The 26,036-nt window shown below is 31.1% G+C and carries 21 protein-coding genes, 8 tRNA genes and 3 rRNA genes; 12 read left to right on the forward strand and 20 right to left on the reverse strand.

Features of this window, described 5'->3' with window-relative positions:
* Positions 1–2: 2 nt before the first annotated feature.
* The 14 genes from ileS to ACPYPZ_RS03625 form a co-directional block, all read right to left on the reverse strand.
* The gene (ileS, locus tag ACPYPZ_RS03560; protein WP_426461248.1) at positions 3–2,681 is read right to left on the reverse strand and encodes an isoleucine--tRNA ligase; all 2,679 of its coding nucleotides are present in this window, start codon (positions 2,679–2,681) and stop codon (positions 3–5) included.
* Between the two features lie 8 nt (positions 2,682–2,689).
* Positions 2,690–3,187 carry a hypothetical protein gene (locus ACPYPZ_RS03565; protein ID WP_426461249.1) on the reverse strand — a complete coding sequence of 166 codons (498 nt, stop codon included), beginning with the start codon at positions 3,185–3,187 and terminating at the stop codon, positions 2,690–2,692.
* A 63-nt stretch (positions 3,188–3,250) separates the two neighbouring features.
* Positions 3,251–3,326, reverse strand: a tRNA-Phe gene (locus tag ACPYPZ_RS03570).
* 4 nt (positions 3,327–3,330) lie between these two features.
* Positions 3,331–3,407, reverse strand: a tRNA-Asp gene (locus ACPYPZ_RS03575).
* Between the two features lie 4 nt (positions 3,408–3,411).
* Positions 3,412–3,487: transfer RNA gene (locus tag ACPYPZ_RS03580), tRNA-Met, on the reverse strand.
* Positions 3,488–3,526: 39 nt separating this feature from the next.
* A tRNA-Ser gene (locus ACPYPZ_RS03585) sits at positions 3,527–3,617 on the reverse strand.
* A 2-nt stretch (positions 3,618–3,619) separates the two neighbouring features.
* Positions 3,620–3,695, reverse strand: a tRNA-Ile gene (locus ACPYPZ_RS03590).
* Positions 3,696–3,719: 24 nt separating this feature from the next.
* Positions 3,720–3,796, reverse strand: a tRNA-Met gene (locus tag ACPYPZ_RS03595).
* A 7-nt stretch (positions 3,797–3,803) separates the two neighbouring features.
* Positions 3,804–3,880 (reverse strand) — tRNA-Ala (locus tag ACPYPZ_RS03600).
* A gap of 6 nt (positions 3,881–3,886) precedes the next feature.
* A tRNA-Pro gene (locus ACPYPZ_RS03605) sits at positions 3,887–3,963 on the reverse strand.
* A gap of 236 nt (positions 3,964–4,199) precedes the next feature.
* Positions 4,200–7,086, reverse strand: a 23S ribosomal RNA gene (locus ACPYPZ_RS03610).
* A 299-nt stretch (positions 7,087–7,385) separates the two neighbouring features.
* Positions 7,386–8,893, reverse strand: a 16S ribosomal RNA gene (locus ACPYPZ_RS03615).
* A 400-nt stretch (positions 8,894–9,293) separates the two neighbouring features.
* Positions 9,294–9,485 (reverse strand): 50S ribosomal protein L28, encoded by a 192-nt coding sequence (rpmB, locus tag ACPYPZ_RS03620; protein ID WP_426461250.1) that lies wholly within the window; start codon positions 9,483–9,485, stop codon positions 9,294–9,296.
* Between the two features lie 92 nt (positions 9,486–9,577).
* Positions 9,578–10,924, reverse strand: a complete 1,347-nt coding sequence (locus ACPYPZ_RS03625) for a hypothetical protein (protein ID WP_426461251.1) — start codon at positions 10,922–10,924, stop codon at positions 9,578–9,580.
* 250 nt (positions 10,925–11,174) lie between these two features.
* Here ACPYPZ_RS03625 and ftsY point away from each other — a divergent pair, with 250 nt between their 5' ends.
* The 4 genes from ftsY (at position 11,175) to ACPYPZ_RS03645 (ending at position 12,987) form a co-directional block, all read left to right on the forward strand.
* The gene (gene ftsY / locus ACPYPZ_RS03630; RefSeq protein ID WP_426461252.1) at positions 11,175–12,203 is read left to right on the forward strand and encodes a signal recognition particle-docking protein FtsY; all 1,029 of its coding nucleotides are present in this window, start codon (positions 11,175–11,177) and stop codon (positions 12,201–12,203) included.
* Positions 12,196–12,414, forward strand: a complete 219-nt coding sequence (locus tag ACPYPZ_RS03635) for a sigma factor-like helix-turn-helix DNA-binding protein (RefSeq protein ID WP_426461253.1) — start codon at positions 12,196–12,198, stop codon at positions 12,412–12,414. The genes ftsY and ACPYPZ_RS03635 overlap by 8 nt, the downstream gene beginning before the upstream one ends.
* 32 nt (positions 12,415–12,446) lie before the next feature.
* Positions 12,447–12,552, forward strand: a 5S ribosomal RNA gene (rrf, locus tag ACPYPZ_RS03640).
* 126 nt (positions 12,553–12,678) lie between these two features.
* A complete protein-coding gene (locus ACPYPZ_RS03645) occupies positions 12,679–12,987 on the forward strand; it encodes a thioredoxin family protein (protein WP_426461254.1) in 309 nt (102 codons plus the stop codon).
* Positions 12,988–13,013: 26 nt separating this feature from the next.
* On the opposite strand, the gene yidC is transcribed toward ACPYPZ_RS03645, so the two are convergent.
* From yidC to rpmH, 3 genes are read right to left on the reverse strand one after another with little or no spacing between them, the layout of a single operon-like run.
* On the reverse strand, positions 13,014–15,290 hold the full coding sequence (gene yidC / locus ACPYPZ_RS03650) for a membrane protein insertase YidC (protein WP_426461255.1): 2,277 nt from the start codon (positions 15,288–15,290) through the stop codon (positions 13,014–13,016).
* Complete coding sequence (gene rnpA, locus ACPYPZ_RS03655) at positions 15,277–15,609, reverse strand: ribonuclease P protein component (RefSeq protein ID WP_426461256.1); 333 nt, start codon at positions 15,607–15,609, stop codon at positions 15,277–15,279. Before rnpA ends, yidC begins: the two co-directional genes overlap by 14 nt.
* Positions 15,610–15,619: 10 nt before the next feature.
* On the reverse strand, positions 15,620–15,766 hold the full coding sequence (rpmH, locus tag ACPYPZ_RS03660; protein ID WP_027333701.1) for a 50S ribosomal protein L34: 147 nt from the start codon (positions 15,764–15,766) through the stop codon (positions 15,620–15,622).
* A 192-nt stretch (positions 15,767–15,958) separates the two neighbouring features.
* Between rpmH and serS the strand changes: the two genes are divergently transcribed.
* Together serS and ACPYPZ_RS03670 are read left to right on the forward strand one after the other, a co-directional pair.
* Positions 15,959–17,227 (forward strand): serine--tRNA ligase, encoded by a 1,269-nt coding sequence (gene serS / locus ACPYPZ_RS03665; protein ID WP_426461257.1) that lies wholly within the window; start codon positions 15,959–15,961, stop codon positions 17,225–17,227.
* Between the two features lie 45 nt (positions 17,228–17,272).
* A complete protein-coding gene (locus tag ACPYPZ_RS03670; RefSeq protein ID WP_426461258.1) occupies positions 17,273–18,109 on the forward strand; it encodes an HAD-IIB family hydrolase in 837 nt (278 codons plus the stop codon).
* Between the two features lie 47 nt (positions 18,110–18,156).
* Here ACPYPZ_RS03670 and ACPYPZ_RS03675 read toward each other — a convergent pair whose 3' ends face one another.
* Positions 18,157–18,822 (reverse strand): hypothetical protein, encoded by a 666-nt coding sequence (locus ACPYPZ_RS03675; protein WP_426461259.1) that lies wholly within the window; start codon positions 18,820–18,822, stop codon positions 18,157–18,159.
* Positions 18,794–19,789, reverse strand: coding sequence for a hypothetical protein (locus tag ACPYPZ_RS03680; protein ID WP_426461260.1), 996 nt, complete (start codon positions 19,787–19,789; stop codon positions 18,794–18,796). The genes ACPYPZ_RS03675 and ACPYPZ_RS03680 overlap by 29 nt, the downstream gene beginning before the upstream one ends.
* A 128-nt stretch (positions 19,790–19,917) precedes the next feature.
* Here ACPYPZ_RS03680 and ACPYPZ_RS03685 point away from each other — a divergent pair, with 128 nt between their 5' ends.
* The 4 genes from ACPYPZ_RS03685 (at position 19,918) to ACPYPZ_RS03700 (ending at position 23,443) form a co-directional block, all read left to right on the forward strand.
* The gene (locus ACPYPZ_RS03685) at positions 19,918–20,754 is read left to right on the forward strand and encodes a PQ-loop domain-containing transporter (protein WP_426461261.1); all 837 of its coding nucleotides are present in this window, start codon (positions 19,918–19,920) and stop codon (positions 20,752–20,754) included.
* A gap of 777 nt (positions 20,755–21,531) precedes the next feature.
* Complete coding sequence (locus ACPYPZ_RS03690; RefSeq protein WP_426461262.1) at positions 21,532–22,506, forward strand: ribose-phosphate pyrophosphokinase; 975 nt, start codon at positions 21,532–21,534, stop codon at positions 22,504–22,506.
* A gap of 40 nt (positions 22,507–22,546) precedes the next feature.
* Positions 22,547–23,233, forward strand: coding sequence for a 16S rRNA (guanine(527)-N(7))-methyltransferase RsmG (gene rsmG / locus ACPYPZ_RS03695; RefSeq protein WP_426461263.1), 687 nt, complete (start codon positions 22,547–22,549; stop codon positions 23,231–23,233).
* A 60-nt stretch (positions 23,234–23,293) separates the two neighbouring features.
* Positions 23,294–23,443, forward strand: a complete 150-nt coding sequence (locus ACPYPZ_RS03700) for a hypothetical protein (protein WP_426461264.1) — start codon at positions 23,294–23,296, stop codon at positions 23,441–23,443.
* A 7-nt stretch (positions 23,444–23,450) separates the two neighbouring features.
* Here ACPYPZ_RS03700 and ACPYPZ_RS03705 read toward each other — a convergent pair whose 3' ends face one another.
* A complete protein-coding gene (locus ACPYPZ_RS03705; protein ID WP_426461265.1) occupies positions 23,451–24,047 on the reverse strand; it encodes a hypothetical protein in 597 nt (198 codons plus the stop codon).
* 24 nt (positions 24,048–24,071) lie between these two features.
* Between ACPYPZ_RS03705 and ACPYPZ_RS03710 the strand changes: the two genes are divergently transcribed.
* Entirely contained in the window at positions 24,072–24,251 is a 180-nt protein-coding gene (locus ACPYPZ_RS03710; protein WP_426461266.1) for a hypothetical protein, read from the forward strand.
* Positions 24,252–24,352: 101 nt separating this feature from the next.
* A complete protein-coding gene (locus tag ACPYPZ_RS03715; RefSeq protein WP_426461267.1) occupies positions 24,353–25,783 on the forward strand; it encodes a hypothetical protein in 1,431 nt (476 codons plus the stop codon).
* Positions 25,784–26,036: the final 253 nt, after the last annotated feature.

Consider the following 26,036-nt stretch of genomic DNA (forward strand, 5'->3'; position numbering starts at 1 on the left):
AATTATTCCACTTCTGGTAAATTAGAAACAATATCGTAACAATTTTCGCAAAGCTCTTCTTTTATCTCATTAGCTAAAAAGTGATTTCAACATCTAGCACATTTTACTGAATCAAATTTATTTACTGATAATTCTTTTTTACTATCAAATTGTACTTGTCCAACCATTAATAACACTTTTAAATCAAGACTTCTTAAAAATTCATTTGGGTTAGGGATATTTAAAGCTAATTCATTTGAACGCTTAATATTTCCTAATTTAATTTGTTCTTCGATTAAAACATTTACTTTATCGCGTAATTCAAAGAACTCTGAAAATTGGTCGATTACTGTATAGTCAACATCTTTTCTAGATACTTGTTTCATTGTTTCAAGCATAACGCTTTCAAATTTATTAGGTTTATTAAAGAATTTATATGCTTCTTCTGCTGTCGTAGGTAAAATTGGTGTAATTGCTAAAATTATAAATTCCGTTATTTCATAAATATTATTTAATACCATTAGACGTTCAGAATCATCAACTTTTCTTACATATAAAACATCTTTCATTACTGATAAGTAAAAACTTGATAAATCAACAATGAAATTATTTAATAACTTAATTACAGAAATAAATTTATATTCATTATAAGCTTCATTCACCTTAACAATTAAATCTTTAAGTGTTTCATTAATATATTTATGAATTCCTAAATATTGCATTTGTGGTTGATATGTAAATCCTTCTAAATTACCAAGTAAGAATTTTAATGTATTTCTTCATTTACGGTAAATTTCAGAATTTTGTTCTAGTATAGCATCAGAAATTGTAACATCATTTGTATAGTCACTATTTGCTGCTCACAATCTTAAGATGTCAGCACCACGTTTTGAAATGACTTCTTGTGGCACAACAACATTCCCTTTAGATTTAGACATTTTTTCACCTTTTCCATCTAAAACAAACCCATGTGAAACTAAATCTTTATATGGTGCCACACCTTTATATGCTACTGAATTAATAATTGAAGAATTAAATCAACCTCTATATTGGTCCACTCCTTCTAAATATAAATCATATGGAGATGAAACTTTTTCATCAATGTTAACAGCTATACTTGATACTCCAGAGTCAAATCAAACATCCATGATATCCATTTCTTTTGTATAACCTAGACCTCTAAATTTTTCTGGTAACAATTCATCAGTTTCTTTTTCTCATCAAATATCTGTTCCGTTTTCTTTAACTAAAGAAATAACGTAATCAAAGATTTCTTCATTAATTACAGGTTTTTTATCTTGATCATAAAAAATAGTAATCGGAACTCCTCAACTTCTTTGACGAGAGATAGTTCAGTCATGACGATTTTGAATCATTTGAATCATTCTTGACTTAGCTCATTCAGGGTATGTATTAACATTGTTTTCTAATTGATTAATAATTTGTTCCCTAACCTTATCAATAGACACAAATCATTGTGGTGTACCACGGAAAATAATTGGTTGGTGTGTTCTTCAATCATGTGGATATGAGTGCTTAAATCTTTCAAAATATAATAACTTATCATTTAAAAATTCTGAGATTAGCTTATTAGCATCTTCATAAAAGATTCCATCAAATTTTGTATTAGTTCCTTCAATAAAACCTTTATCACTAATATGCATAATCATATTTAGTTTATTTTTTTGTCCGATTAAGAAGTCATCCTCACCAAACATTGGTGCTATATGAACTATTCCTGTTCCTGTTTCATCAGTTACGTGATGTCCAATCACCACAGGTGCCTCCTGTTGTAAAATAGGAGTTAAATATGTTATATTAGTGATTTCTTTACCTAAAAAGCTATCAATCACTTTAAAATCTGTTCAACCAAATTTTGAAGTAACGTTATCAAGTAATGTGGAAGCTAAAATATATCTGTTACCCGCTTGCTCAATTACTACGTATTCAATATTTTCAGCAAGTGCTGCCCCAGCATTAGCAATTAAGGTCCATGGTGTTGTAGTTCAAATAATTAATTTATCATTTTCTTTAATTTTAGAAAAATCAGATTTAACTACATCAAAAGCTACATAAATAGAAGGACTGACTACATCTTGATATTCAACTTCTGCCTCAGCTAAAGCACTTTGACTACTTGGTGATCAATAAACAGGTTTTAAACCTTTATACACCATTCCATCAAGACACATTTTTTTAAACACTTCTAATTGTTTGGCTTCATATTCTTTATCTAAAGTTACATAAATTTTTTCTAAATCAGAAAGCAGTTGTAAACTTGCAAATTCCTTCTTTTGTTTTTCTACTTGTGATAATGCATATTTAGCCGCTTTTTTTCTTAAAATGTATGGAGTTATTTCATCTTTATTAAGCTTAGCTTCTACTAAAAATTTATGTTCAATAGGTAACCCGTGTGTATCTCACCCAGCAACAAAAGGTGAATAAAAACCACATAAGCTTTTATATCTAACTATAATATCTTTTAAAATTTTGTTTAATGCATGCCCTACGTGAATGCTTCCATTAGCATATGGTGGACCATCATGAAGAATAAATGTTGGATTATTTTTGTTTTTTTCTAAAACTTTTTTATAAATTTGATTATCTAACCATTCTTTTCTGTATAATGGTTCTTTTTGTGTTAAATTAGCCCTCATGTCAAATTTTGTTTTAGGCATATTTAATGTTTTCTTTAAATCCATAATTTCTCCTATTTTTTATATGGTTTGTCAATAGTTATAACATATGGTTCATCACTAGGTGGATGACAATGTCCAAAATGACAAAAAGGTTCATTTCTTAATTCTATTTTTTTAAATGAACTTAAATGATAAGTACGTACAAGTGATATTTTTTTATTTTTTGTTTTTCATAAGTATTTAAAATTTACATTGTTACCTATGTTATTAAATGAAATGGAAATTAATTTTCCATAAATAGTGATAACACCATTATCATAAGGTATTACTTGCTGAAATTCATTTCAATCAATTCAATTATTTTTTCAAATTTCTTCAATTGTATAATCATTTAGTTGTGCATTTTTTGGCAAATTGAAAATAGGTATAAATTCCGTTTGATAGTAATTTAAAAATTTAGCAAATTCCTGATTACTTTTAACTTGCACCTCATTTTTTTGAGTAACACACGACACCATTAGACATGGTAAATTGATTATCCCGCAACTAAATATAATACGTTTTAACATTTTCAAATTATACAAAAATTACTCTATTTTATTAAGTTAAACCTAACAAAATAGAGTAATTTATGGTGGCCCCGGCAGGAATCGAACCAGCGACACACAGAGCTTCAATCTGTTGCTCTACCAACTGAGCTACAGGGCCATAATGGCGGTCCAGACGGGGATCGAACCCGCGTTCTCCTCCGTGACAGGGAGGCGTATTAAACCACTTTACCACTGGACCATTTTGGTTGCGGAGGCAGGACTTGAACCTACGACCTTCGGGTTATGAGCCCGACGAGCTACCGACTGCTCCACTCCGCTATTTGATCTATTAAGTTAAGCACCTGTCTAGTTTATAAATGGCGGGTGATGAGGGATTTGAACCCCCGCGGGCCGTGAAGCCCCTGCTAGTTTTCAAGACTAGTCCCTTCAGCCTCTTGGGTAATCACCCATTGGTGGACCCAACAGGATTCGAACCTGTAACCGACCGGTTATGAGCCGGTTGCTCTAACCGTTGAGCTATAGGTCCAAAAAAGCTCAAAATAATAGAGATTGGTAGCACCGAAGAGAGTCGAACTCTTGACCTTCCGGGTATGAACCGGATGCTCTAACCAACTGAGCTACAGTGCCATAATAATGGTGGAGAGTATGGGATTCGAACCCACCACCTCCTGCGTGCAAGGCAGGCGCTCTAGCCAAATGAGCTAACCCCCCATTAAATGGTGAAGAAGACAGGATTTGAACCTGCGACCACTACAGCCCAAATGTAGTGCTCTACCAAGCTGAGCTACTTCTCCACAAACTTATTTTCATAAGCTATACTATTATATACTATTTTAAAAATCTTTGTTGATTTTTATTATTATCTTTTTGCTTATATATTATAGCATACTTATTAAAAAACAAAAATATTTTTTTATTTTTTTGAAAGAACTATTTTCTTTACTTATATAAAAAATACCCTCTTGGGTAAAGTTCTTTCAAAACTGAATAGTAAATGAATAATTCATTAAAATGTCTAATATACATCTTAACTTTTAAACCTATCAATTTATTAGTAATGGTCAGCTAAATGTATTGCTACACGTACACTTCCATCCTATCAACCTCGTCGTCTACAAGGAATTTCAAGGGAATACTTATCTCTGAGGAGGCTTCCCACTTAGATGCTTTCAGCGGTTATCCTTTCCGTACTTAGCTACCCAGCTATGCTCCTGGCGGAACAACTGGAACACCAGCGGTACGTCCACTCCGGTCCTCTCGTACTAAGAGCAGCTCTCATCAATATTCCAACGCCCACATCAGATAGGGACCGAACTGTCTCACGACGTTCTGAACCCAGCTCGCGTACCGCTTTAATTGGCGAACAGCCAAACCCTTGGAACCGACTCCAGCTCCAGGATGCGATGAGCCGACATTGAGGTGCCAAACCTTGCCGTCGATGTGATCTCTTGGGCAAGATAAGCCTGTTATCCCCAGGGTAACTTTTATCCGTTGAGCGACTACCGTTCCATAACGTATAGCCGGATCACTAAGTCCTGCTTTCGCACCTGCTCGACTTGTAGGTCTCGCAGTCAAGCACACTTCTACCTTTGCGCTCTACATACGGTTTCTGACCGTATTGAGTGTACCTTTGAACGCCTCCGTTACCTTTTAGGAGGCGACCGCCCCAGTCAAACTACCCACCACGCACTGTCTCCCCTCCGGATCACGGAGGCAGGTTAGAAACTCAACATACCAAGGGTGGTATTTCAAGGTCGACTCCATTAAGGCTAGCGCCTTAACTTCAAAGTCTCCCACCTATCCTACACATGTTAGGCCAAGTTCCAATACGAAGTTGTAGTAAAGCTCCATGGGGTCTTTTCGTCTTGATGCGGGTACCCGGCGTTTTCACCGGGACCATAATTTCACCGAGTTCCATTGTTGAGACAGTTGAGAGATTATTGCGCCTTTCGTGCAGGTCAGTATTTAGCCGACAAGGAATTTCGCTACCTTAGGACCGTTATAGTTACGGCCGCCGTTCACCCGGGCTTCATTTCAACGCTTCGCATAAGCTAACGCATCCACTTAACCTTCGGGCACTGGGCAGGCTTCACCCCCTATACATCACCTTGCGGTTTAGCAGAGAGCTGTGTTTTTGATAAACAGTTGCCCCTCACAATTTACTGTGGCCAACTTGCGTTGGCGTCCCTTCTTGCGAACTTACGGGACCATTTTGCAGAGTTCCTTAACAATGGTTTTCTCGCGCGCCTTAGAATACTCATCTTGGGGACGTGTGTCCGTTCTCGGTACAGGTACCAAATATGTAAACGCTTAGAAGCTTTTCTTGGAAGCATGAAATCACATAATTCAGAAACTAGTTCCTATGCATCGCACATTCCGGTTATAGAGTACGCATTTAACTATACTCACCAGTCGGTGCTTACCCCCAAATCCAATAATGGGTAATGCTATCCTTCTCCGTCACTCCATCACTCATAAAAGGTAGTACAGGAATATTAACCTGTTGTCCATCGGATACGCTTTTCAGCCTCTCCTTAGGTCCTGACTAACCCTGGGTGGACGAACCTTGCCCAGGAAACCTTCCCCAATAGGCGTCGTGGATTCTCACCACGAATCGTTACTCATACCGGCATTCTCACTTCTAAACGCTCCACATATCCTCACGGTTATGCTTCACCGCATTTAGAACGCTCCTCTAACGCACTTTCGTGCCCGTAGCTTCGGTATCATGTTTTACTCCCGTTACATTATTGGCGCATGATCTCTTGACTAGTGAGCTATTACGCACTCTTTAAAGGATGGCCGCTTCTAAGCCAACCTCCTAGTTGTTTATGAAATCACACAACCTTTCTGACTTAACATGATTTTGGGACCTTAGCTGACGATCTGGGTTGTTGCCCTCGCGAGCCGGGACGTTAGCACCCCGGTTCCGACTGCCCGACAATGCACAATGGTATTCGGAGTTTGATTATAGTCAGTACCGCTAGGCGCGGCCATTCCATATTCAGTGCTCTACCACCAAAGTTTAACATCGGACGCTAGCCCTAAAGCTATTTCGAGGAGAACCAGCTATCTCCAAGTTCGATTGGAATTTCTCCACTATCCACAAGTCATCCGGGCACTTTTCAGCGTACTACGGTTCGGCCCTCCACTTAGGGTTAACTAAGCTTCAGCCTGCTCATGGATAGATCACATTGTTTCGGGTATATGTCGACATACTAAACGCCCTATTAAGACTTCGATTTCTCTGCGGCTCCGCTTTTTTCCACTTAACCTCGCATGTCAACATAACTCGCCGGTCCATACTGCAAGATGTACGCCATCACTCATTAACGAGCTCTGACTAATTGTAAGTAAGTGGTTTCAGATTTTATTTCACTCCCCTCCCGGGGTTCTTTTCACCTTTCCCTCACGGTACTAGTTCACTATCGGTGTCTGGTTAGTATTTAGCCTTACCGGATGGTCCCGGCAGATTCAGACAGGGTTTCACGTGCCCCGCCCTACTCAGGATACTATCAAAAGTTCTTACCATTTCGCATACAGGAGTATCACCTTCTGTGCTATAGCTTCCCAACTATTTCTGCTATGATAAGAATTTGTAACTTTATGTAGATAGTCCTACAACCCCAGCTAATGCTGGTTTGGGCTTTTTCACGTTCGCTCGCCGCTACTGATGAAATCATTATTTATTTTCTCTTCCTGTTGCTACTAAGATGTTTCAGTTCACAACGTGTCTCGCAAATGCAACTATTTTATTCATTGCATAGCAACCAGAGATTAATCTGGTTAGGTTTCCCCATTCGGAAATCCCCGCTTCGTAGCTTATATCCAGCTCCACGAGGCTTATCGCAGGTAATCACGTCCTTCATCGACTTCCAGACCCAAGGCATCCACCACAAACTCTTACTTATTTAAAAGTTAATTTAAGTATAAACCTATTGTTGATGTATATTCAAAGACATTTCAATAAATTATTACATTGTAATAATTACTCGGTATCAATCAAAACAAATTAACCAAAATTTAATTTATTTAATTTGATGTCGTTGTAATATCTTTACTATTCAGTTTTCAAAGAACAATGAGAGAAAGTTCTCTCAAAACTAGATATATCTATGGACTATTAACATAGTACATAACAATTTACAATATTTGATAATAAAAATAGTCTGGTAATAAGATGACTTATATATAGATAAGTCGTTGTACTCCGTAGAAAGGAGGTAATCCATCCCCACGTTCTCGTAGGGATACCTTGTTACGACTTCACCCCAGTCACCAGTCCTGCCTTAGGCAGTTGTCTCCGTAGTTAACAAAACCGACTTTGGGCATTACCAGCTCCCATGGTGTGACGGGCGGTGTGTACAAGACCCGAGAACGTATTCACCGTAGCGTAGCTGATCTACGATTACTAGCGATTCCGACTTCATGTAGTCGAGTTGCAGACTACAATCCGAACTGAGAACGGTTTTTTGAGATTTGCTCCACATCGCTGTCTTGCTTCTCTTTGTACCGTCCATTGTAGCACGTGTGTTGCCCCACTCGTAAGAGGCATCGATGATTTGACGTCGTCCCCACCTTCCTCCGGATTACTCCGGCAGTCTCCTTAGATCATCTAACTAAGGACAAGGGTTGCGCTCGTTGCAGGACTTAACCGAACATCTCACGACACGAGCTGACGACAACCATGGCACCATCTGTCATTCCGTTAGCCTCCACTATATCTCTATAGCTTTGCGGAAGATGTCAAGAGTGGGTAAGGTTCTACGCGTATCTTCAAATTAAACCACATGCCTCCACCGCTTGTGCGGATCCCCGTCAATTCCTTTAAGTTTCACACTTGCGTGCATACTACTCAGGCGGATGATTTAATGCGTTAGCTGCGCCGATGGTTCCCATCAGCTAATCATCATCGTTTACGGCGTGGACTACCAGGGTATCTAATCCTGTTTGCTCCCCACGCTTTCGTCTCTCAGTGTCAATATGTGCCCAGTTAGCTGCCTTCGCCATGTTGATGTTCTTCCTAATATCTACGCATTTCACCGCTTCACTAGGAATTCCGCTAACCTCTACACAATTCTAGCGTGCCAGTATCCAACGCTATTTGGGGTTGAGCCCCAAGTTTTTACGTCAGACTTAACACACAACCTACAGACGCTTTACGCCCAATAATTCCGGATAACGCTTGCAACCTATGTATTACCGCGGCTGCTGGCACATAGTTAGCCGTTGCTTTCTGACAAGGTACCGTCAAGACAAAGGCATTTCCTCCTCTGTTTTTTCTTCCCTTATAACAGCAGTTTACAACCCGAAGGCCTTCATCCTGCACGCTGTGTCGCTCCATCAGACTTTCGTCCATTGTGGAAAATTCCCTACTGCTGCCTCCCGTAGGAGTCTGGGCCGTATCTCAGTCCCAGTGTGGCGGATCAGTCTCTCAACCCCGCTAAACATCATCGCCTTGGTAAGCCATTACCTTACCAACTAGCTAATGTTACGCACCCCGATCCTCTAGTGAAGCAAACGCTCCTTTTATATTAATTTCATGCGAAACTAATAAGTATCCGGCATTAGCGCTAATTTCTCAGCGTTATTCCAATCTAGAGGGCACGTTAAGTACGTGTTACTCACCCATTCGCCGCTAAGTTCCGAAGAACTCCGCTCGACATGGATGTATTAGGCACACAGCCAGCGTTCATCCTGAGCCAGGATCAAACTCTCGAAAAAATTGACTGTCATGTATTGTATATATCTAGTTTTCAAAGAACTTTATTTAGCAATTTGTTTGCTTAAGTATTATATATTAAACTTTTTAAAAACAAAATAATTTTTAAAGTTTTTTTAAGTTTATTTTTTAAGCAATTTTTGTTAAATTTTCTATCACTCTTCTGCACCCAGAAAGTGATTGATAATATTCTAACACGTTTATAAGAAAAGTCAATAAAAAAACATTCTTTTTTAGAAAGTATTTAGTTTGGTTTATTTCTTTATGGTTTTAATTTGAATAAATTAGAATTTTTTAATTTAATTTATATATAAATACGTTCAAATACAAAAGATTTAATCAGTTTACGAACTATAAACGTAAAAATAAAAAGTTGCTTGATCAGAGCAACTTTGTTTATTATTAAACTAAACCTTTGTTTTTTAAAGTTTTTAATGTTTTTGCACTAACTCTTAAAGTTTTAGTAGTTCCATTAATATTTACTTTAACTTTTTGAAGGTTAACATTAAATTTACGTTTTGAAGCGTTCATTGCGTGTGAACGCTTGTTTCCTGTTTGTGGTCCTTTTCCAGTTAAGACGTCTCTTCTTGCCATAAACATTTCCTTTCTATTTAATTAAATATTAGCTAAATATATTATATTTAATAAGTTATGTAAAGCTAACTTATTATATCAAAAAAGTTTTTTTATTTATTTTTGTTATTTTTTTGTTTGTAAATACTTTTTCTTAGTATAGATTTTAGAATCTTAAACTCATTGTCATCTGTTAAATCATTATTATTTACGCAATAATCTACAAATGTTTTTCATTGTTGAATCTTCATTTTGCAAACAAATTCATTATTTTGCATCGTATTCATATAATGAGCAATTATTTTTCCTAATCTTCTAATTTTCTTTTTTGCAATCAGTTCAGTTTCAATATTATAGTTAATATAATTACCAAATGTTAATGTAATTATTCATGTATATAATAAGACAATAAATTTCATTTCTTTATTTAATATATTTTCTGAATGAATTAAAAAGACTAGTTTAAGTATAGTGCTACGCAAATTCTTTGATAAATATATATGAGATATTATGCAATAAATCTTTTCTAGATTCTCAATTTCTACTTCAGGAGCAATATGATTTGTTCTTGAATCAAGAAAAAGTTGTTTTAATAAAATGAAATTTTTTAATTGTATGAAATATTCAAAATTTAGGTTTTCCAACCTTCTATCAATATCTGTTAAATTATTATAAATTTCATTAAATCTTCAAAATTTGTTATCTATAAAAATTTCTCACCACTTAACAAAATTATCAACATTTTCGTCTTCATTAGAATTAACTTTTTTAAAAAACCAATCAAATCAATTAATTCAAAATACTCGCACATCATTAATTTGACATTTTTTATTTCTACTTTTATTAATTTTTTTTGAAAATATTTCATTATTTTTATCCATGTACTTATTAAATTGATAGATAAACCCACATATTTTCTTATTATTTTGTAATAAACATAGAAGTAACGAATTTTTTTGAATAGTAAATTCTATATCACATAAATTACCAAATCATAAATCGTAGTAATGAGTTATTTTGTTTCTAAACATCTCTATATTATTAGACATATAACAAAGAGGAAAAATGACATTAAATAATATTCATTTTTCTTCTAATGAAAATTTAAACTTTTGAAAACATGATTGATTAGCTTTTATTTTATTTACAACCGAACTAATCTTTTCAATAAATATAGACACTATATATTCTTTTAAAAGAGTAAGTATTTCTTGTTTATTATTAATAAAACCTATTTTTATTTGTAATCTTTTTCTTTCTTTATGTAGTTCCTTATAAATTTGTTTATATTTGTGCAATTTCAAAAAGTCCATTAATCATGTAAGTTTATCTATCTCTTGAATTGAGTTTAAATAATTCGTACCTCAATAATTAGAAATTGTAATTTTGTTTCTTTTAATTTCTATCTTATTATAAAAATCAATTTTTTGATTGCACGACTCAATTTCCAATACATCCATATATTTTTTTATAATATTCTCGTTATTGTCATTTCTTTCTCTGTGTTCTCATATTACATTAATCACAAATTTGGTTCTATATTTTTTATTTAATTTTAATTTTGTAAAAACAGAAATGAGCATTAATAACGTTTCATTTGAAGCACAATAAGAATTGAGCAAAATATATTCAAGTGTATTTATATACATAGCAATTATAAGAATATAACAATTTCATAATAAATAAAATTTTTATTTATAAAATATATATATGAAATTTTTTAAAAGAATTATTAATAAGATTAAGGGTAAAAATGATGATGAACTCTTAAACTCATCAACTGATGAGAAAAAATCATTAAATGAAAAAATAAATAAATACGAAACTGGTTTAAGTAACGCTTCTAACCTAGGAAAGAAAATTTTAGAATTACAAAATAAACACCACGAAATAGATGAACAGTTTTTTGATGAGTTAGAAGAAATTCTGATTATGTCAGATATTAACTTTAAATTAGTTGATATTATTATTGAAAAAATTAAGCGTGAAGTTAAGACTAATCAAATTACTGATACGAAATTAATTGGTGAATTAATTGCGGACCAGCTTTTTGTTATCTATGCAAATAATTCAATCATTCAAACTCAATTAGATTATCAAGAAGATAGAGATTTAAACGTTTTTATCTTTGTAGGTGTTAATGGGAGCGGAAAAACAACTTCTATAGCCAAAGTTGCTAATAAATATATCGCAGAAGGCAAAAAAGTATTAATTGTTGCAGCAGATACATTTAGAGCTGGTGCGGTAAATCAACTAAAAGTATGAGCCGATAGAATTGGTGCAGATATTTCAATGCCTACAAAAGAAGGTCAAGATCCAGCTTCTGTTGTATATCAAGGTATGCAAAAAGCAAAAGATGAATCATATGACTTAGTTTTAATTGATACAGCAGGTAGATTACAAAACAAGGTTAACTTAATGAAAGAACTTGAAAAAATGGTTTCAATTATTAAAAAATTTGAACCTAGTGCACCACACGAATCTTTATTAGTACTAGATGCAACAACAGGGCAAAACGGTTTAAGTCAAGCTAAGGTGTTTCAAGAGGTTGCTGATTTAACAGGAATTATTTTAACTAAAATGGATGGAACTTCTAAAGGTGGAATTGTTTTATCAATTAAAGACGAATATAATTTAGATGTTAAATTAATTGGATTAGGTGAAAGCCTTGATGCTCTTCAAGAGTTTGATTTAGAATTATTTATTTATCATATGTTGAAAGAATTATCAAATGAGTAAAAAAGATTTATCTGAAGTTGAAAAATACACAAAGCTATATGCTAAATATCATATGTTTCTTACTCAAAATCAAAAACAAGTATTTCAATTATTTTACTTTGAGGATTTATCATATGGAGAGATAGCTGAAATTATGGCAACCACTCGCTCAGCTGCATATGACACCTTAGATAAGGCAACAAAAAAACTTTCAAAATTTTTAGAAAAATAGTTTGCATTTTTTAAAATCTATAGTACAATATTATCAGTGGTTATAGCAAAGAGGTTCACCTGATACCATTCCGAACTCAGTAGTTAAGCTCTTTAGTGCCGACGATAGCCGAAAGGTGAAAATAGGGAGCCGCTGTTTTTTTATACTTTTTTTGTCCTAAATTATACTCTTTTTTTAGGTTTATATCAAAAAGTTAAAAAAACAGCTTTTTTAATGCACTTTTTGTATTTTTTGTTTTATAATAGTATTGTTAAAGGAGATAAAATGTTAAAAGAAGTTAATAAACAAGAATTTTTGGAAGCAAAAAAAGAAGGTTTACAACTTTTAGTTTTCTATGCTGACTGATGTGGTCCATGTAAAATGTTTAAATCATCATTAGAAGAACTATCAGAAAAAGACAACATTACAGTTTTTAGAGTAAATATCGATCGTGATAAAGAGTTTACTAGAGAAAATAATGTTCTTTCTATTCCGTATACTAATGTTTTAGTTGATGGAGAAGTCGTAGAAATAATGCAAGGTTATAAACCATATGATGTTTTAAAACATGACCTTCAAAAATTCATGAAATAAAAAATCTCGCTGAGCGAGATTTTTTATTATTTTTTAAATGCTTTCTTTGAGTATCTTTCTTTAAATCATTTAGATTTTTTAACTCTGTGAAGAGCGAGTGTTTGACCAATTTGTCAAATTCCTCCGAACATTCAGTAAACTTGAACACCGGCTGTGAACATAATTGTAATTACTGTGAACACAATAATCATAATTCTTTGTGTTCTTTCTGATTTTTTAAGTGCCTCAATTTCTGCAATTGTTGCTCTTTCTTTCAATCTACGTTTATTCAATCATTGTGGTAATAATTGTGATGCAAGTTGTACTAAAATTGTTGCAGCTAAAATTCAAAGATATACTCAGTTTCCTGAAAATAGTTCTTGATATGATGTTGATGAGAAGTTAATTCCCAACCATACAGTCGCTTTAATTTCAGGTAATCCTTGAATAACCCTCCACATAGCAAAGAAGATCGGCATTTGGAACAGCATTTGTCCTAATTGATCTAAAGGATTTAAATTATATTTACTGTGTAAAGCAGCAAGTTCTTGTTGCTTACGCATTTTCATTTGTTTATTATTTTCAAATCCTTTGTATTTAGCTTCGATTGCTGCTTTTTTAACTTTTAAGTCTTCTTGTAATGATTGCATCATTGTAGCTCTAAATGATAAAGCTAATGTTACAAGACGTGTAAGAATAACAGCAATAATAATAGCTATAATTGATGCTCAACCTTTTAGATCAGGCATTGGACGTCTAATACTTTGAATTAAAGCACCAAGTGGGTAAACTAATAAACCATAAAATGGTCCAAGTTCTCATGCTTGTCCTCATGTATAAATTGGTTTTTGAGGAGCATCTCCACGTAATGATAAGTAATTATCTACATTTTTTACATCTGAATAAAATCCGATAACTTTTTTACCATTTGCAATATCGAATTTTAATTCATAACCTGTTAATGTTAAATAATTTTTAAGTGTTAAGTTGTAAGCTTGTAATAAATTATAAGCTTGGACGTCAATAGTTCCGATACTTAAATCTTTAGTATCTTCAAGTCATGCTTTTCTAATTTCGCTAGCTAAATCTTTAAGTTGAGTGATTTTATCGCTATCTTCTTGACCAGCAAGGATCTCAGTCATTTGTCCAAGTTTCCCTTGGATTACATTGACATTTTTAATCTCTACATTTAATTTTTCTGCAGAAATTAATTTAGCTTGGTATGCAGCAATAAAGTTTTTAAATTCTTCAAACTTAGAAGCAGCCACACCATCTAAAGTTTTTAATTCAATCATTTCTTGATTAAATTGACCAGAAATTGATTTAACAAATTCTGCAGTTGATTGGTATTTTGAATCGTATGCTTGAACTTGTTTAAAGAATTCAGAATTTTTTCCGAATGCAAAATTATATAAAGTAAGGAAAACATCTGAATTATAAGCTTGGTTAGCTAATTTCATTTTTTCAAGCTGTGCAGCTTTTTGTTCTGGTGTTAATGATTGGTTGTTTTCGAAAATAATTGGTTTAACATCATCAGCAATTTTTACACTTGCCATTGGATTGCTATCACCAATTACTGTAGAACTAATAATTGTGTAATATTCTTTTCCATTTTCGTCTTTCTTAATAACTGGTGCAGTTTTGTTATTATCACCTTTTTCAGTTAAGAAATTAAAAATAGAATCATTAGATGTTAAATAATAATAAACATCTTGTGCTTGGTTTAATTTTGAATAACCAGTACTTGTGCTTGATTTAAATAAATATTGACCATTAGTTGATCTTAAAATTTCTGATAACGCTGAATCACTTGTGGCAAAGCCATAATCTTTTAATTCTTGCATTAATGCAGTTTTTTGTTCTTCATTTAAGTTACTTAAATCAATTCTAAATGATGAAGAATAAGAATTGTATTCTCCGTATTTTCCACCATTAGCTTCTGTTTGTTTAATAAGTTGAGCAATTAAGCTTTCGCTTAAATCTTTTTCATTAACATGGTGGTTAATTGAACTTGGGACTAAATAAGCAAAGGAATTTTGATTAGCTTCGCTAGTATTTGTTCCCTGAATTTTTGCTTTATCAACTTTAAAGGTAGTAACTTTAGGAGCTATTTCTTTTTCACTTGTATAAATTTCAAAACCATTACCTACGGTTGATGAAGTTTTGATTGTGAAGTTCTGAACACACCCTGTAAGAGTTAAACCAAAAATGCAAACATAGAGAAAAGTCTTGATAATTTTTCAAGCTTTTCTCCAGTTTGTTTTTCTTTGTTCTTTTGGGTCGCGTCCCTTGGTAAAATAATTAAAATGTTTAGATTTGTTCATTTTTCCTAAATTTCTCAAATAGTTTTTGCAGTTCCTTTTTCTTAGTTGAAAACGGAGCTTCTAAAAACTCTTTGCGCGCAATTACAACAAATTCATAAGGTAAGTCGTATAAATCACACTCATGAATGATTGCTCTTAATTGACGTTTATATAAATTACGACCAACTGCGTTTGCGAATCTTTTCGGTACGGTAATACCCATTTTAAAGGCGTCTGCGTGTTTATAATACACAATGACATATTTGTTAATTAATTGTTTTTTGGTATTCATTACCGAATCGAATTCTCAATTCTTTTTGAGTCGATGTTGTTTTTTCATTGGAAATTAATTATTTGTCTGAAACTGTTAATCTTTTTCTACCTTTAGCTCTTCTGTTAGCTAAAACTTTTCTACCGTTAGCTGTTTTCATTCTAGCACGGAAACCGTGAACTTTAGCATGTTTACGCTTGTTAGGTTGATATGTTCTTTTGCTCATTTTATCCTCCTTGTTTTATATTTATATTTATAAGCTTGTATATTATACAATAAAGATGCTTATTTTTCAGTTTATTATATATCATAAACAATATATTTTTTTAAGTTTTTTGTTAGTTTTTTGTTGTATTTTTGAATATCACAGAAATAATATTTTATAATAAAGAAAAAATTTAGTCAATTAGAGGAAAGTATGTTAGATATTAAATACATTTTAAATAATAAAGATACTGTTCGTGTCGGACTTAAAAACCGTGGTTTTGATGTAGAAAAATTCGATGAATTTGTTGAATTAGCATCACAACGTGGACAATTAATGTTTGAAGAACAATCAAAAAAAGCTGAACTTGGTGTTTTATCAAAAGATTTTGCTAAATTCAAAAACCAACCAGAAGAATTAGCAAAACTTAAAGAAAAAATTCAAGTTATTAAAGATGAAAGCACTAAATTAAGTGAACAAACTGAAGTTTTAAACGAAAAAATTAATAAATTAATTTTACAAATTCCAAACCTTCCTTTAGAAACAGTTCCAGTTGGTGCAGATGAAGATGATAATGTGGTTATTGCTACTCATGATAAAATTGGTCGTGGATTAGTAACAAATGTTTTACCTCACTATGAAATCGCTAAAAAACTAGATATTATCGATATCGAAAGAGCTGTTAAACTTTCAGGTTCAAGATATGTAATTTATAAAAATGCCGGAAGCAAATTAGTTCGTGCTTTAATCGCATTTATGTTAGATTTACACACTTCAAAAGGATATCAAGAATTTAATACACCTGTTATTGTTAAAGAAACAGCTTTATATGGTACAGGACAATTACCAAAATTCCAAGAAGACCTTTATAAATTAGAAGGTGCAGATGAATATTTAATCCCAACCGCAGAAGTAACTTTAACAAATATTTACAATGGTGAAATTGTTGACTTATCAACTCCTTTTAGAGCTACAGCATACACAGAATGCTTTAGAAGCGAAGCAGGAAGCAGCGGTAAGGATACTAAAGGTATTTTAAGACAACACGAATTCAAAAAAGTTGAATTAGTTAAGGTTGCAAAAGCAGAAGATGCTTGAAATGAATTCTTAACGATGCTCGAAGATGCTAAAGATGTACTTGAAAAATTAGAAATTCCTTACCGTGAATTACAATTATGTACTGGAGATATGGGATTTAGTTCACGTAATACTGTTGATTTAGAACTTTGATTACCTTCTGAAAATCGTTTCAGAGAAGTTTCATCAGTAAGTTATATGGGTGATTTCCAAGCTCGTAGAGCAATGATTCGTTACAGAAATAATGAAGGAAAAACAGAATACGCTCACACAATGAACGGTTCAGGTTTAGCTATTGACCGTGTAATTGCAGCATTATTAGAAATTTATCAAAACGAAGATGGGACAATTACTGTTCCTACAGTTTTACAACCATATATGAATGGATTGAAAGTTATTAAGTAATAACAAAACAAGAGCAATCTTGTTTTTGTTTTGCAAAGGAGAAAAATGAAAAAAATATTCGCATATGATTTAGATGGGACATTATTAATGCCTAACAATAAAGTTCACCCAGGAACTAAAAAAGCGATGTGAGAGACACATCAGCAAGGACACTTACATGTAATTGCTACAGGTAGAGGTGTAATGAAAGTTTTACCATTAATTGAGAAAAAAGATATTGAACATATTGATTATATTGTTTGCTCTAATGGAACAGCTATTTATGATCTTAAAAATAAAAAACTTACAGTATTAAAACAAATGGATAAAGCTGCTTTTGAAGTGGCTAGAGATGCTGCTTTAAAATACGAGTCTATTTTAACGATTGATACAGATAAATATAACGGAACATATTTCCCTAACGATCAACTTCCAAGTTGGATTCCATCAGATCAAGTATATGATATGAATGTAGTAGATCACGCAAACATCGAAAAACTACAAACAATTGTCAATGATGAGACAACCAAAATTACACAAATGGCACTTAGAAATCCACAAGAAAAAGCCGCAGCTATTACAAATGAAGTTCGAGCTAAATTAGGTGAAGATAAATACGAAGTTTACCTTACAAACTTAGTCTATACAGATATCAACCCTAAAGGAACATCAAAATGAAAAGGTTTAGTAGAATTAGCTAAAATGCTTAACAAACCAGTAGATTCAATTGTTCCATTTGGTGATAGTGGAAATGATTTAGAAATGTTAACTGAAGCTAACTTAAGCTTTACAATGTGTAATGGTGCACCTGATGTTGTTGCTCAAGCACAAAATGTTATTGGACACCATGAAACAGATACAATCGGACAAACAATCTTAAAGGTTGCTAATAATCAATTTTAATTAAGCGAAAGCTTAATTTTTTAATATAAAAAGCAACCTTAGTTGCTCTATGATTTATCACATAATTCTTTCATAATATCAGCTAATTCATCGGTAGGTGTAGCAACAGATACAAAACCTTTATACGCTGTATTCAATAGTTCTAATCTAGAAATACCATTTTTAGATTTTGTTTGATAATAATTTCCATCTGTTAATGCTATAAAAAATACATTTGAATCTGTTCGTTGTTGAACGGATTTCAAAAATTTCTTAATATCTTCAAATTGATTATCTTGAGCTCCACCTTCTTGATCAGTATACTTATGAGAAGCGTAGAACATACAATTATTATATTTTCATTGCATATCAATTGTCTTTAAACTTTTAATAGCTGGTTGAAATTCCAAAACATTACCATCAGAAGTTAAATATTTAGCATATTTACCTGATTTAGGTAAAATTTTAAACTCAGTTACACCATCTATTTTCTTAATAAAGTCACCTGCTATTTGTTCGTGTATATTTTGTTTGCTTGGATCTTTAGCGAATTTACTAATAACAATCAAATTTAAATCTCTAATTTCTTGATAGTATTTTTCTATAGGAATATCTGTTCTTTCTGATTCTGCTATTATCTTATCGTGTAACCACTTAGATCCAATAGAGTCATATACACTTTGTATGTTTTTTAATCTTTTTTCTTTAATTATTTTCTCTCATTCAATTTTCATAACAAATATTTAATATCCTTCTAGCCTCTTTAAAACTCATACGTCTTCTGTATTTTTGGTCTTTTCTTAATCCTTTAAAAGATGACATAAAAACATCATGTGTTTTTTCTCTATATTCATTAACGTAATTATTTAAATAATTTATAAATTTATTTAGCTTTTTGATTGTTATGTTTTGAGGGATTTTTATTTTTGTAATACTGCGGCTTGATACGGTTATTTTGTTTTTGATTTCCTTACCATCAACAAATCTAATAGAATTACCCTTTGTATCATCTATTAAAATAGCACCAATTTCACCGTTTTCATCGTTGAATTTTCATTCCTGACTATTTTTAGAATTTTCTAAATAAGTTAATAAATCTAAATTATTTCCTATTAAGTAATCATTTCTATATATTTCAAAACTATCATTTTCTTCTTTTGTAAATAAAGCTAAACATACAGGACACTCAGTATCGTCGAACATTTTCATAGTTAATGAAATTACATATTTTAATCTTTTTTTAATATCTTGTTCGTTAGTAGTTATAAAGGTTTCAGGAATAATAGCAGCAACATAATCACAATTGTCAAGCATAACTTTTAAACATTCTTTATAAAGATCATCATATTTGGTATTATAAAAATCCAATTTATTTCTAGTTGCTGAATTCCGTGCTAAATAAGGCGGATTTGTAATTGCAACTTTCAAACCTTTGGGAAATTTTTTTAAAGTATCTCTTTGTTGAATTGCGAATTCATCATACCTATTTAAATCTTGTAAGAAAATATCATAACATTCTCATTTAGGGGTATAACCTATTTCTGAAATTAAATAAGGGATGTTATTAGTTCCTGCAAATGGTTCTAAAATTGTATGTTTATCTTGCTCTGGTATTAAATTTCACCATTTATAAAAAGCAATCATTTTAAAAGGATTAGAAATTGTAAAAAATTGCCCTAACTGTGTTTTGTTAATGCTCATAAAAACCTCCATAAGATAAATAAATTATATTTATTTTTTTACTAAAAATTAACTTATAAAACACTTTTAAATGTGGAATATTTTTCCACATCTTGACATTAATTTTTATCATTTGATAAAATAAAATTATGTCAATCGATACAATGACTAATTTTTTTAACGCAGAATTAGACACTAAACCTGGAATAATTCCAAATGGTGCTTACTCACCATATAATTCAGTGATTTCAGTGTTTTTAGTCCTTACAGGTATTTTTATTATCAGTTTAAGTTTACCTCAATTATTTAAAGCAATCAAAGACAAAAAAACAGGTGATGTCAACTTCCTTTCATTCTGGATTTTCCACTTAGGGATTATCGGATGAGTAGTTTATGGAACAACTAACCCTCATAATCTATACAATGTAGTTGCTGCAGAAGGAATTGCAACTTTTGTAAACGGTATAATGACTTATTTACTTTACCATTACAAACAAGAATTTACTCGCAAACAAAAACTTTGCGGTTTACTTGCAGTGTTAGCAACCTGAGTATTCGCTACAATTATGATTGCATTATTCATTTACGATCATACAGGTGATAGATTAAAAAACACAAGTTTACAATTAATAACAGTTAGCGATACAGCATCAACTGTTATGGGATATATTTTCCCTGCCTTTACTACACTTGCGTTTACACCTCAACTTATTCAATCATTCAAAACCAAAAACTGACAAGGTGTATCTATCTGATTGTATGTTCTTTATGAAGTAAACAACGCTATTTGATTTACATGATGAATTTTAGAAATCTTAAGACAAATGTATCTTAACGATCAATATGGTGCAAATATGGGTTACCAATCATTCATCGCTGGTCTAACTTGACAAGTAATTTGTACAATCTTATTTGCTGTTCAATTAGGATTTACTTTAAGAGATAAATATTTAATTAAAACTGGTAAGAAAAGATTACAAGCATAATTAGAAAGGCGGGTGGCCGACCTTCAAACGGTATAAATAATAATAAAAACGTTCTATCTTAACCTTGATAGAACGTTTTTTGCTCCTTATTTTGCTCAACTTTTGTTTTTAGCTATTGAATAAATTGGAAAGACAGAATCTAAGAAATTAAATTTTTTAACTCTTAAATATATAAATTGAGTTAATCAAATTAAGAAAATTGGAATCAAGATGATTAAAAGTCATAATAAAATATCTCAAGCTTCTAATATATAATAAATTATTCCATTTTCGTCGGTTGCTGAAGTTATGGTGTAGCTAGCACCAGTAAGACTTGCAAAAACAATAACCAATATAAGTTATACTATAAACATTACAAAGAATGCAATGTTGAATATAGATATTTTTTTATTAAAGGTCATCACACTTACCTCCTATTATATAAATTTGAGAGATTTCTCTCCCAATAATATTTTATTCTTATATATATTGCTTATATTTTCACTATTTTTATCTATTTTTAAATATTAAAAAATATTTTTATTTTATTATTATTTATTTAAAAACAGTGTTTTATTTGATAAAAGTAGATAAAAATAATACTTTTTTATTAATTAACAAAATAATTGAGAGAAAATATTTTCGAGTTTGATTATTTAAATATGAAAATATTTTCGACTTTTTATTACTTTGTGTAAAAATTTCCAATAAAAACCATTAAAACTAAAATAAATTAGTTTATAAAACTAATAACTTTGTAAAATAATGTTATATATAACATTATTAGTAAGGAACAAAATGGACAAATCACATTCAGTATTATTTGGAATGCACAATTCTTTAAAACTTGCAGAACAAGTTTCAAAGATTGTAGGTATTCCTCTTTCAGAAGTTCAAAGAACTGTTTACGCAGATGGTGAAGTTATGATGGTTTCTGAACCAACAGTAAGAGATAAAGATGTATTTATTATCGCTTCAACATCTAGACCAGTAAATAACAATATTATGGAATTACTTCTTTTTATCGATTCACTTAAAAGAGCGAGTGCAAGAAGTATTAATGTTTGTTTAAGTTATTATGGTTATGCACGTCAAGACCGTAAAGCGAGTGGTAGACAACCTATTGGTGCTAAACTAGTTGCAGATTTACTTCAAACCGCAGGAGTTACAAAAGTAATTTGTGTAGATTTACACAACCCATCAATTCAAGGTTTCTTTAATATTCCTGTCGATGACCTTAAGGGTCAATACCCAATTGCGAAGGAGCTTAAAAAACTTGGTGAAAAATTTACAGTTGTTTCTCCAGACCACGGTGGAACAGTACGTGCTAGAAAATTAGCTGAGTTAATCGCTGACACCGTACAAATTTGCATCATTGATAAGCGTAGAACAGGTGTTAACCAAGCAGAAGTTATGGGATTATTAGGAGACATTAATAATAAAAATGCAGTTATTATTGATGATATCATCGACACAGGTGGAACAATTTTAAAAGCAGTTGATACATTAAAAGCTAACGGAGCTAAAAAAATCATCGTTGCTGCTACACACGGAATTTTTACAAAAGGTTTCGAAATGTTCCAAGACAACCCTAATGTAGATAAAGTTATTATTACAGATAGTATTGATAACTATGAATTAGCTGAAAAATTCTCAAAACTTCAAATCGTATCACTAGGTGAATTTTTAGGTAAAGTTGTTGATGCTTCATTAACTGGTGGAAGTATTTCTAGTGTTTACAAAGATTTAAAAGATGAAATTACTAAACTTTAAAGTGCTGTTTAAGCACTTTTAATATACAATTATGGTAAGTATGAAATATAAAACAATAGTAAAAAATATGTGTTTAGCACATAATTGAGATTTTAATCTCTTTGAACAATATGTAGCGTTAATTGAAGAAAAAAATAAAGTAATGAATTTAACAGGTTTTACTGGTGATAAACTTTGACAAGAAGGTATTCTAGAATCATTATTATTTATGTTAAAAATTACCGAAAATAAAGACAACATTTCTATTCTAGACGTTGGTGCTGGTTGTGGTTTTCCTTCTATTCCTTACGTTTTAACTAAACCAAATAATAAGGTAGTAATTTACGAACCATTACAAAAAAGAGTGAATTTTTTAAATCTGGTAATTGATGAATTAAATTTAAATGAATACGTAACGGTTTATAATCAAAGAGTTGAAGAAATGAAAGAAAAAAATCTTTTTGATATTATTACAGCTCGAGCAGTAGGTAGTGTTCAAACAATGTTAATGTCGTCATTTCACTTAGTTAAATTACATGGCACATTATCACTATTAAAAGGTGATAAAGCACAAGAAGAAGTAAGCAAAGCTGCTGATATTTTAAGTAAATTAAAAATTAATTTAGAAATTATTCCTTTTCAAAACAAAAATATCGAACGTCAAAATAACATTGTTGTAATTGAAAAATTAAGAAGTACACCTAAAGAATTTCCTTACCAATGAAAAGATATCGCTAAAGTAAAATAAATGCATTTGTCTAGTCCAAAACTGCTGAATATAAGTCGCAAAATAAAATATAATATTATTATGAGTTGATTAGATAAATTGAGATTTTGTAAAAGAAAAAAACAAAATCAAAATAAAATACAAACTAAAGAAAACCAAGAAGAAGCAAAAAAACGTGCTGAAATAGCACGTAAACTCTTCGAAAATTCCGAAGAAAGAGAAATTGAATAAAAGCACATTATTGTGCTTTTTTGTTTAGCTTATCTAAATTACCAACTCATAAAAAATAAGATCATTTTTCATAAAAAACATCTTCTAATTCTTGCGTATTTTGAGCAAGCATTTCTGAATAAAATAAAATGATTAATAACGGTTGAATTACACCAATTGTAATTAATTGTGGTTTGTATTTGTAATAATTAACATTAGGCAGTTGTCTAACCATCGCAATCCCAAAACCAGTTAGCATCAAACTAATTCCTATCATAATAAAGAATGTAAAAATGAGTGCATATTGATTATTAAGTAGTTTTTTAGGATAATTATCACTGTCTTTTTGAGCCAAAAGTAAAAAATGATAATCTGAATAAAATGGTACAAATAAAATTAATGAAATTCATAATCATTTATTTTTAATTTGAATATTAATGAGTGCAAAAGTGAGCATTAATAAACGTATTATTAATAAAATCACACCTACAATAGACACTGCTTTAGTGACTATTTTAAAACTCTCAACTCAATCACAATAGCTTGTAATTGAGGCGATAAAAAATAGTAAAACACTAAAAAATAATAGTGCAAATGATGTGTAAATGTACTTAGAGTTTTTCATAATGAAATTATATATAATAATATTATGAAAAAATCAATTAAATGAGCGATATCAACAACACTAGTTTTGGGCGGTCTTGCTGGTATTTCAACTGGTATTATGATGTCTGAGCAAACATTATTTAGTCGTCAAATACCTTTCGAAAATAAAGAAACAGAATTTATTGCAAAAATTTTATTAAGCGTGATCACGAGCATGAAATAAAAGAATATCAAAATATAGTCGAATTACAAAATCAACCTGATATCAATTTATATTATTCTGCTTATGGTATTCAACCATTTTTTAATCTAATTCGTTTAGCGATGCTTTCAAATAAAGAAGTTCATTTTTTATACTCAAAAAATTCAGAACTGCAATTTCAAAATAATATAAACGAAACTGAACTAAAAGATTTCTTAAAAAATAAAAGAGTTGTTGATTCAGAAAATGAAGAACAAATTAGAAACAACTCTAATGTTTCGAGTGTTAATGATGTTTGATATAAAGATGCTTCAAAATATTTTGAAAAAGTAATTCTTAATAATCCCAAGAAATTAATTAATATTTGAATCAATGCTGATAATCTTAGATTTGCAAAGCCTATTTTAGAACTTCTTAAATATCCAAATGTTCACATTTGCGGAATTGAAGACTCAAATATGCTGGCACAAGTAGTAAATGATGAATGAATGCCTTTTGTTTCTAAAACATATTGAGATGAGCAAAATCATAAGTGACTTCAACCTAAAATTTACGATCGTGGAAATCAATATTTAATCCCAACTCTTTATCCTAATGTTTCTGTTTATTTTTCAAACTCTAACGATGTTGAAAAATCATTAAAATGAAACCTAAAAAATATTTATCCATTCTTTAACGATAATAGTGGTAAAGAAATTAAAGATGCAATTTTCGCAACTCGTGATATTAATAAAAAACGTCTTTTTAGTTATTGAGGTAAAATCACAAATTTAAATTGAGAGCACGAAAGAGATAAAGTTAAATCTGACTTTGAGTTAAATCATAAGCCGAGCTTAATTTTACTTGGTGCAGGTAATCCTGAAGAAGATCAAAATTATATTACTTATATTGCTGCAAAATATTCAGATCAATATAATATCTATTACAAAGGTCACCCTGGACATAATATTATTTCTACATGAGTAAATAATAATTTTGTTGAAAACCATAATTCTATTTCATATTTTAATTATGAAAGTAAGCAAAATGAAGCTTTTGTTTTACCTAAAAATAATATCGTTAGACCTCTAGAAAGTCAAATACCTTCTGAAGAGTTAACAACTGAACATGCATTAGAAGAAAATGGGCTTCGTTTTGATAAATGAACTTCTGTCGACTTTATTTCAAGTGCTTTATTCGGAATAATTAACGGATATAATACTTTAGATGATTTTATCGAAATTAAATTTAATAAATTACCAAAATCAATCGATCATAATTCAAATCAATACAAAGAGAAATTAGAAGAACTTTTATCTACCAGATTAGCTACTAAATTTATTAACATTAGCTTAAAAGATAATATTGAAGCATCCAATAAAGTTCAATTGTCTATTGATGATTTTAATATTACAACCACTAATAATTCATATATGGAGATTATTAGTGCAACGATATCTAATGTTAAAATTGTGGGTAATAAATCAGAATATACCTTTAAAATTAATCTTAAATTTGCAAGCAAACAAGCTAACGACACCGTTTATACTGCTACAATTACAAAATCATTTTAATTAAAATAAATACAAAATTCAACTGATAATATAAAAATCTCTAGTTCGTTGTGAATTAGAGATTTTTTAAATAAATTGATACTTGGAAAAAATTTAATGTTAAGATAATAATTTCGTTTGATGTTCCGCATAAATTGATAATGAATATAAAATTAACATTGTTACACTAATTATAAAATTAAACACTTGTGCAAATACCCATACATTTGTTGTGCTTCAAGACAATAAGAAAATAGTAATCGCTACAAATATA

Origin of the sequence: Mycoplasma hafezii, assembly GCF_049942695.1 — a bacterium.
In the GTDB taxonomy this organism is placed as follows: domain Bacteria; phylum Bacillota_I; class Bacilli_A; order Mycoplasmatales; family Metamycoplasmataceae; genus Mycoplasmopsis; species Mycoplasmopsis hafezii.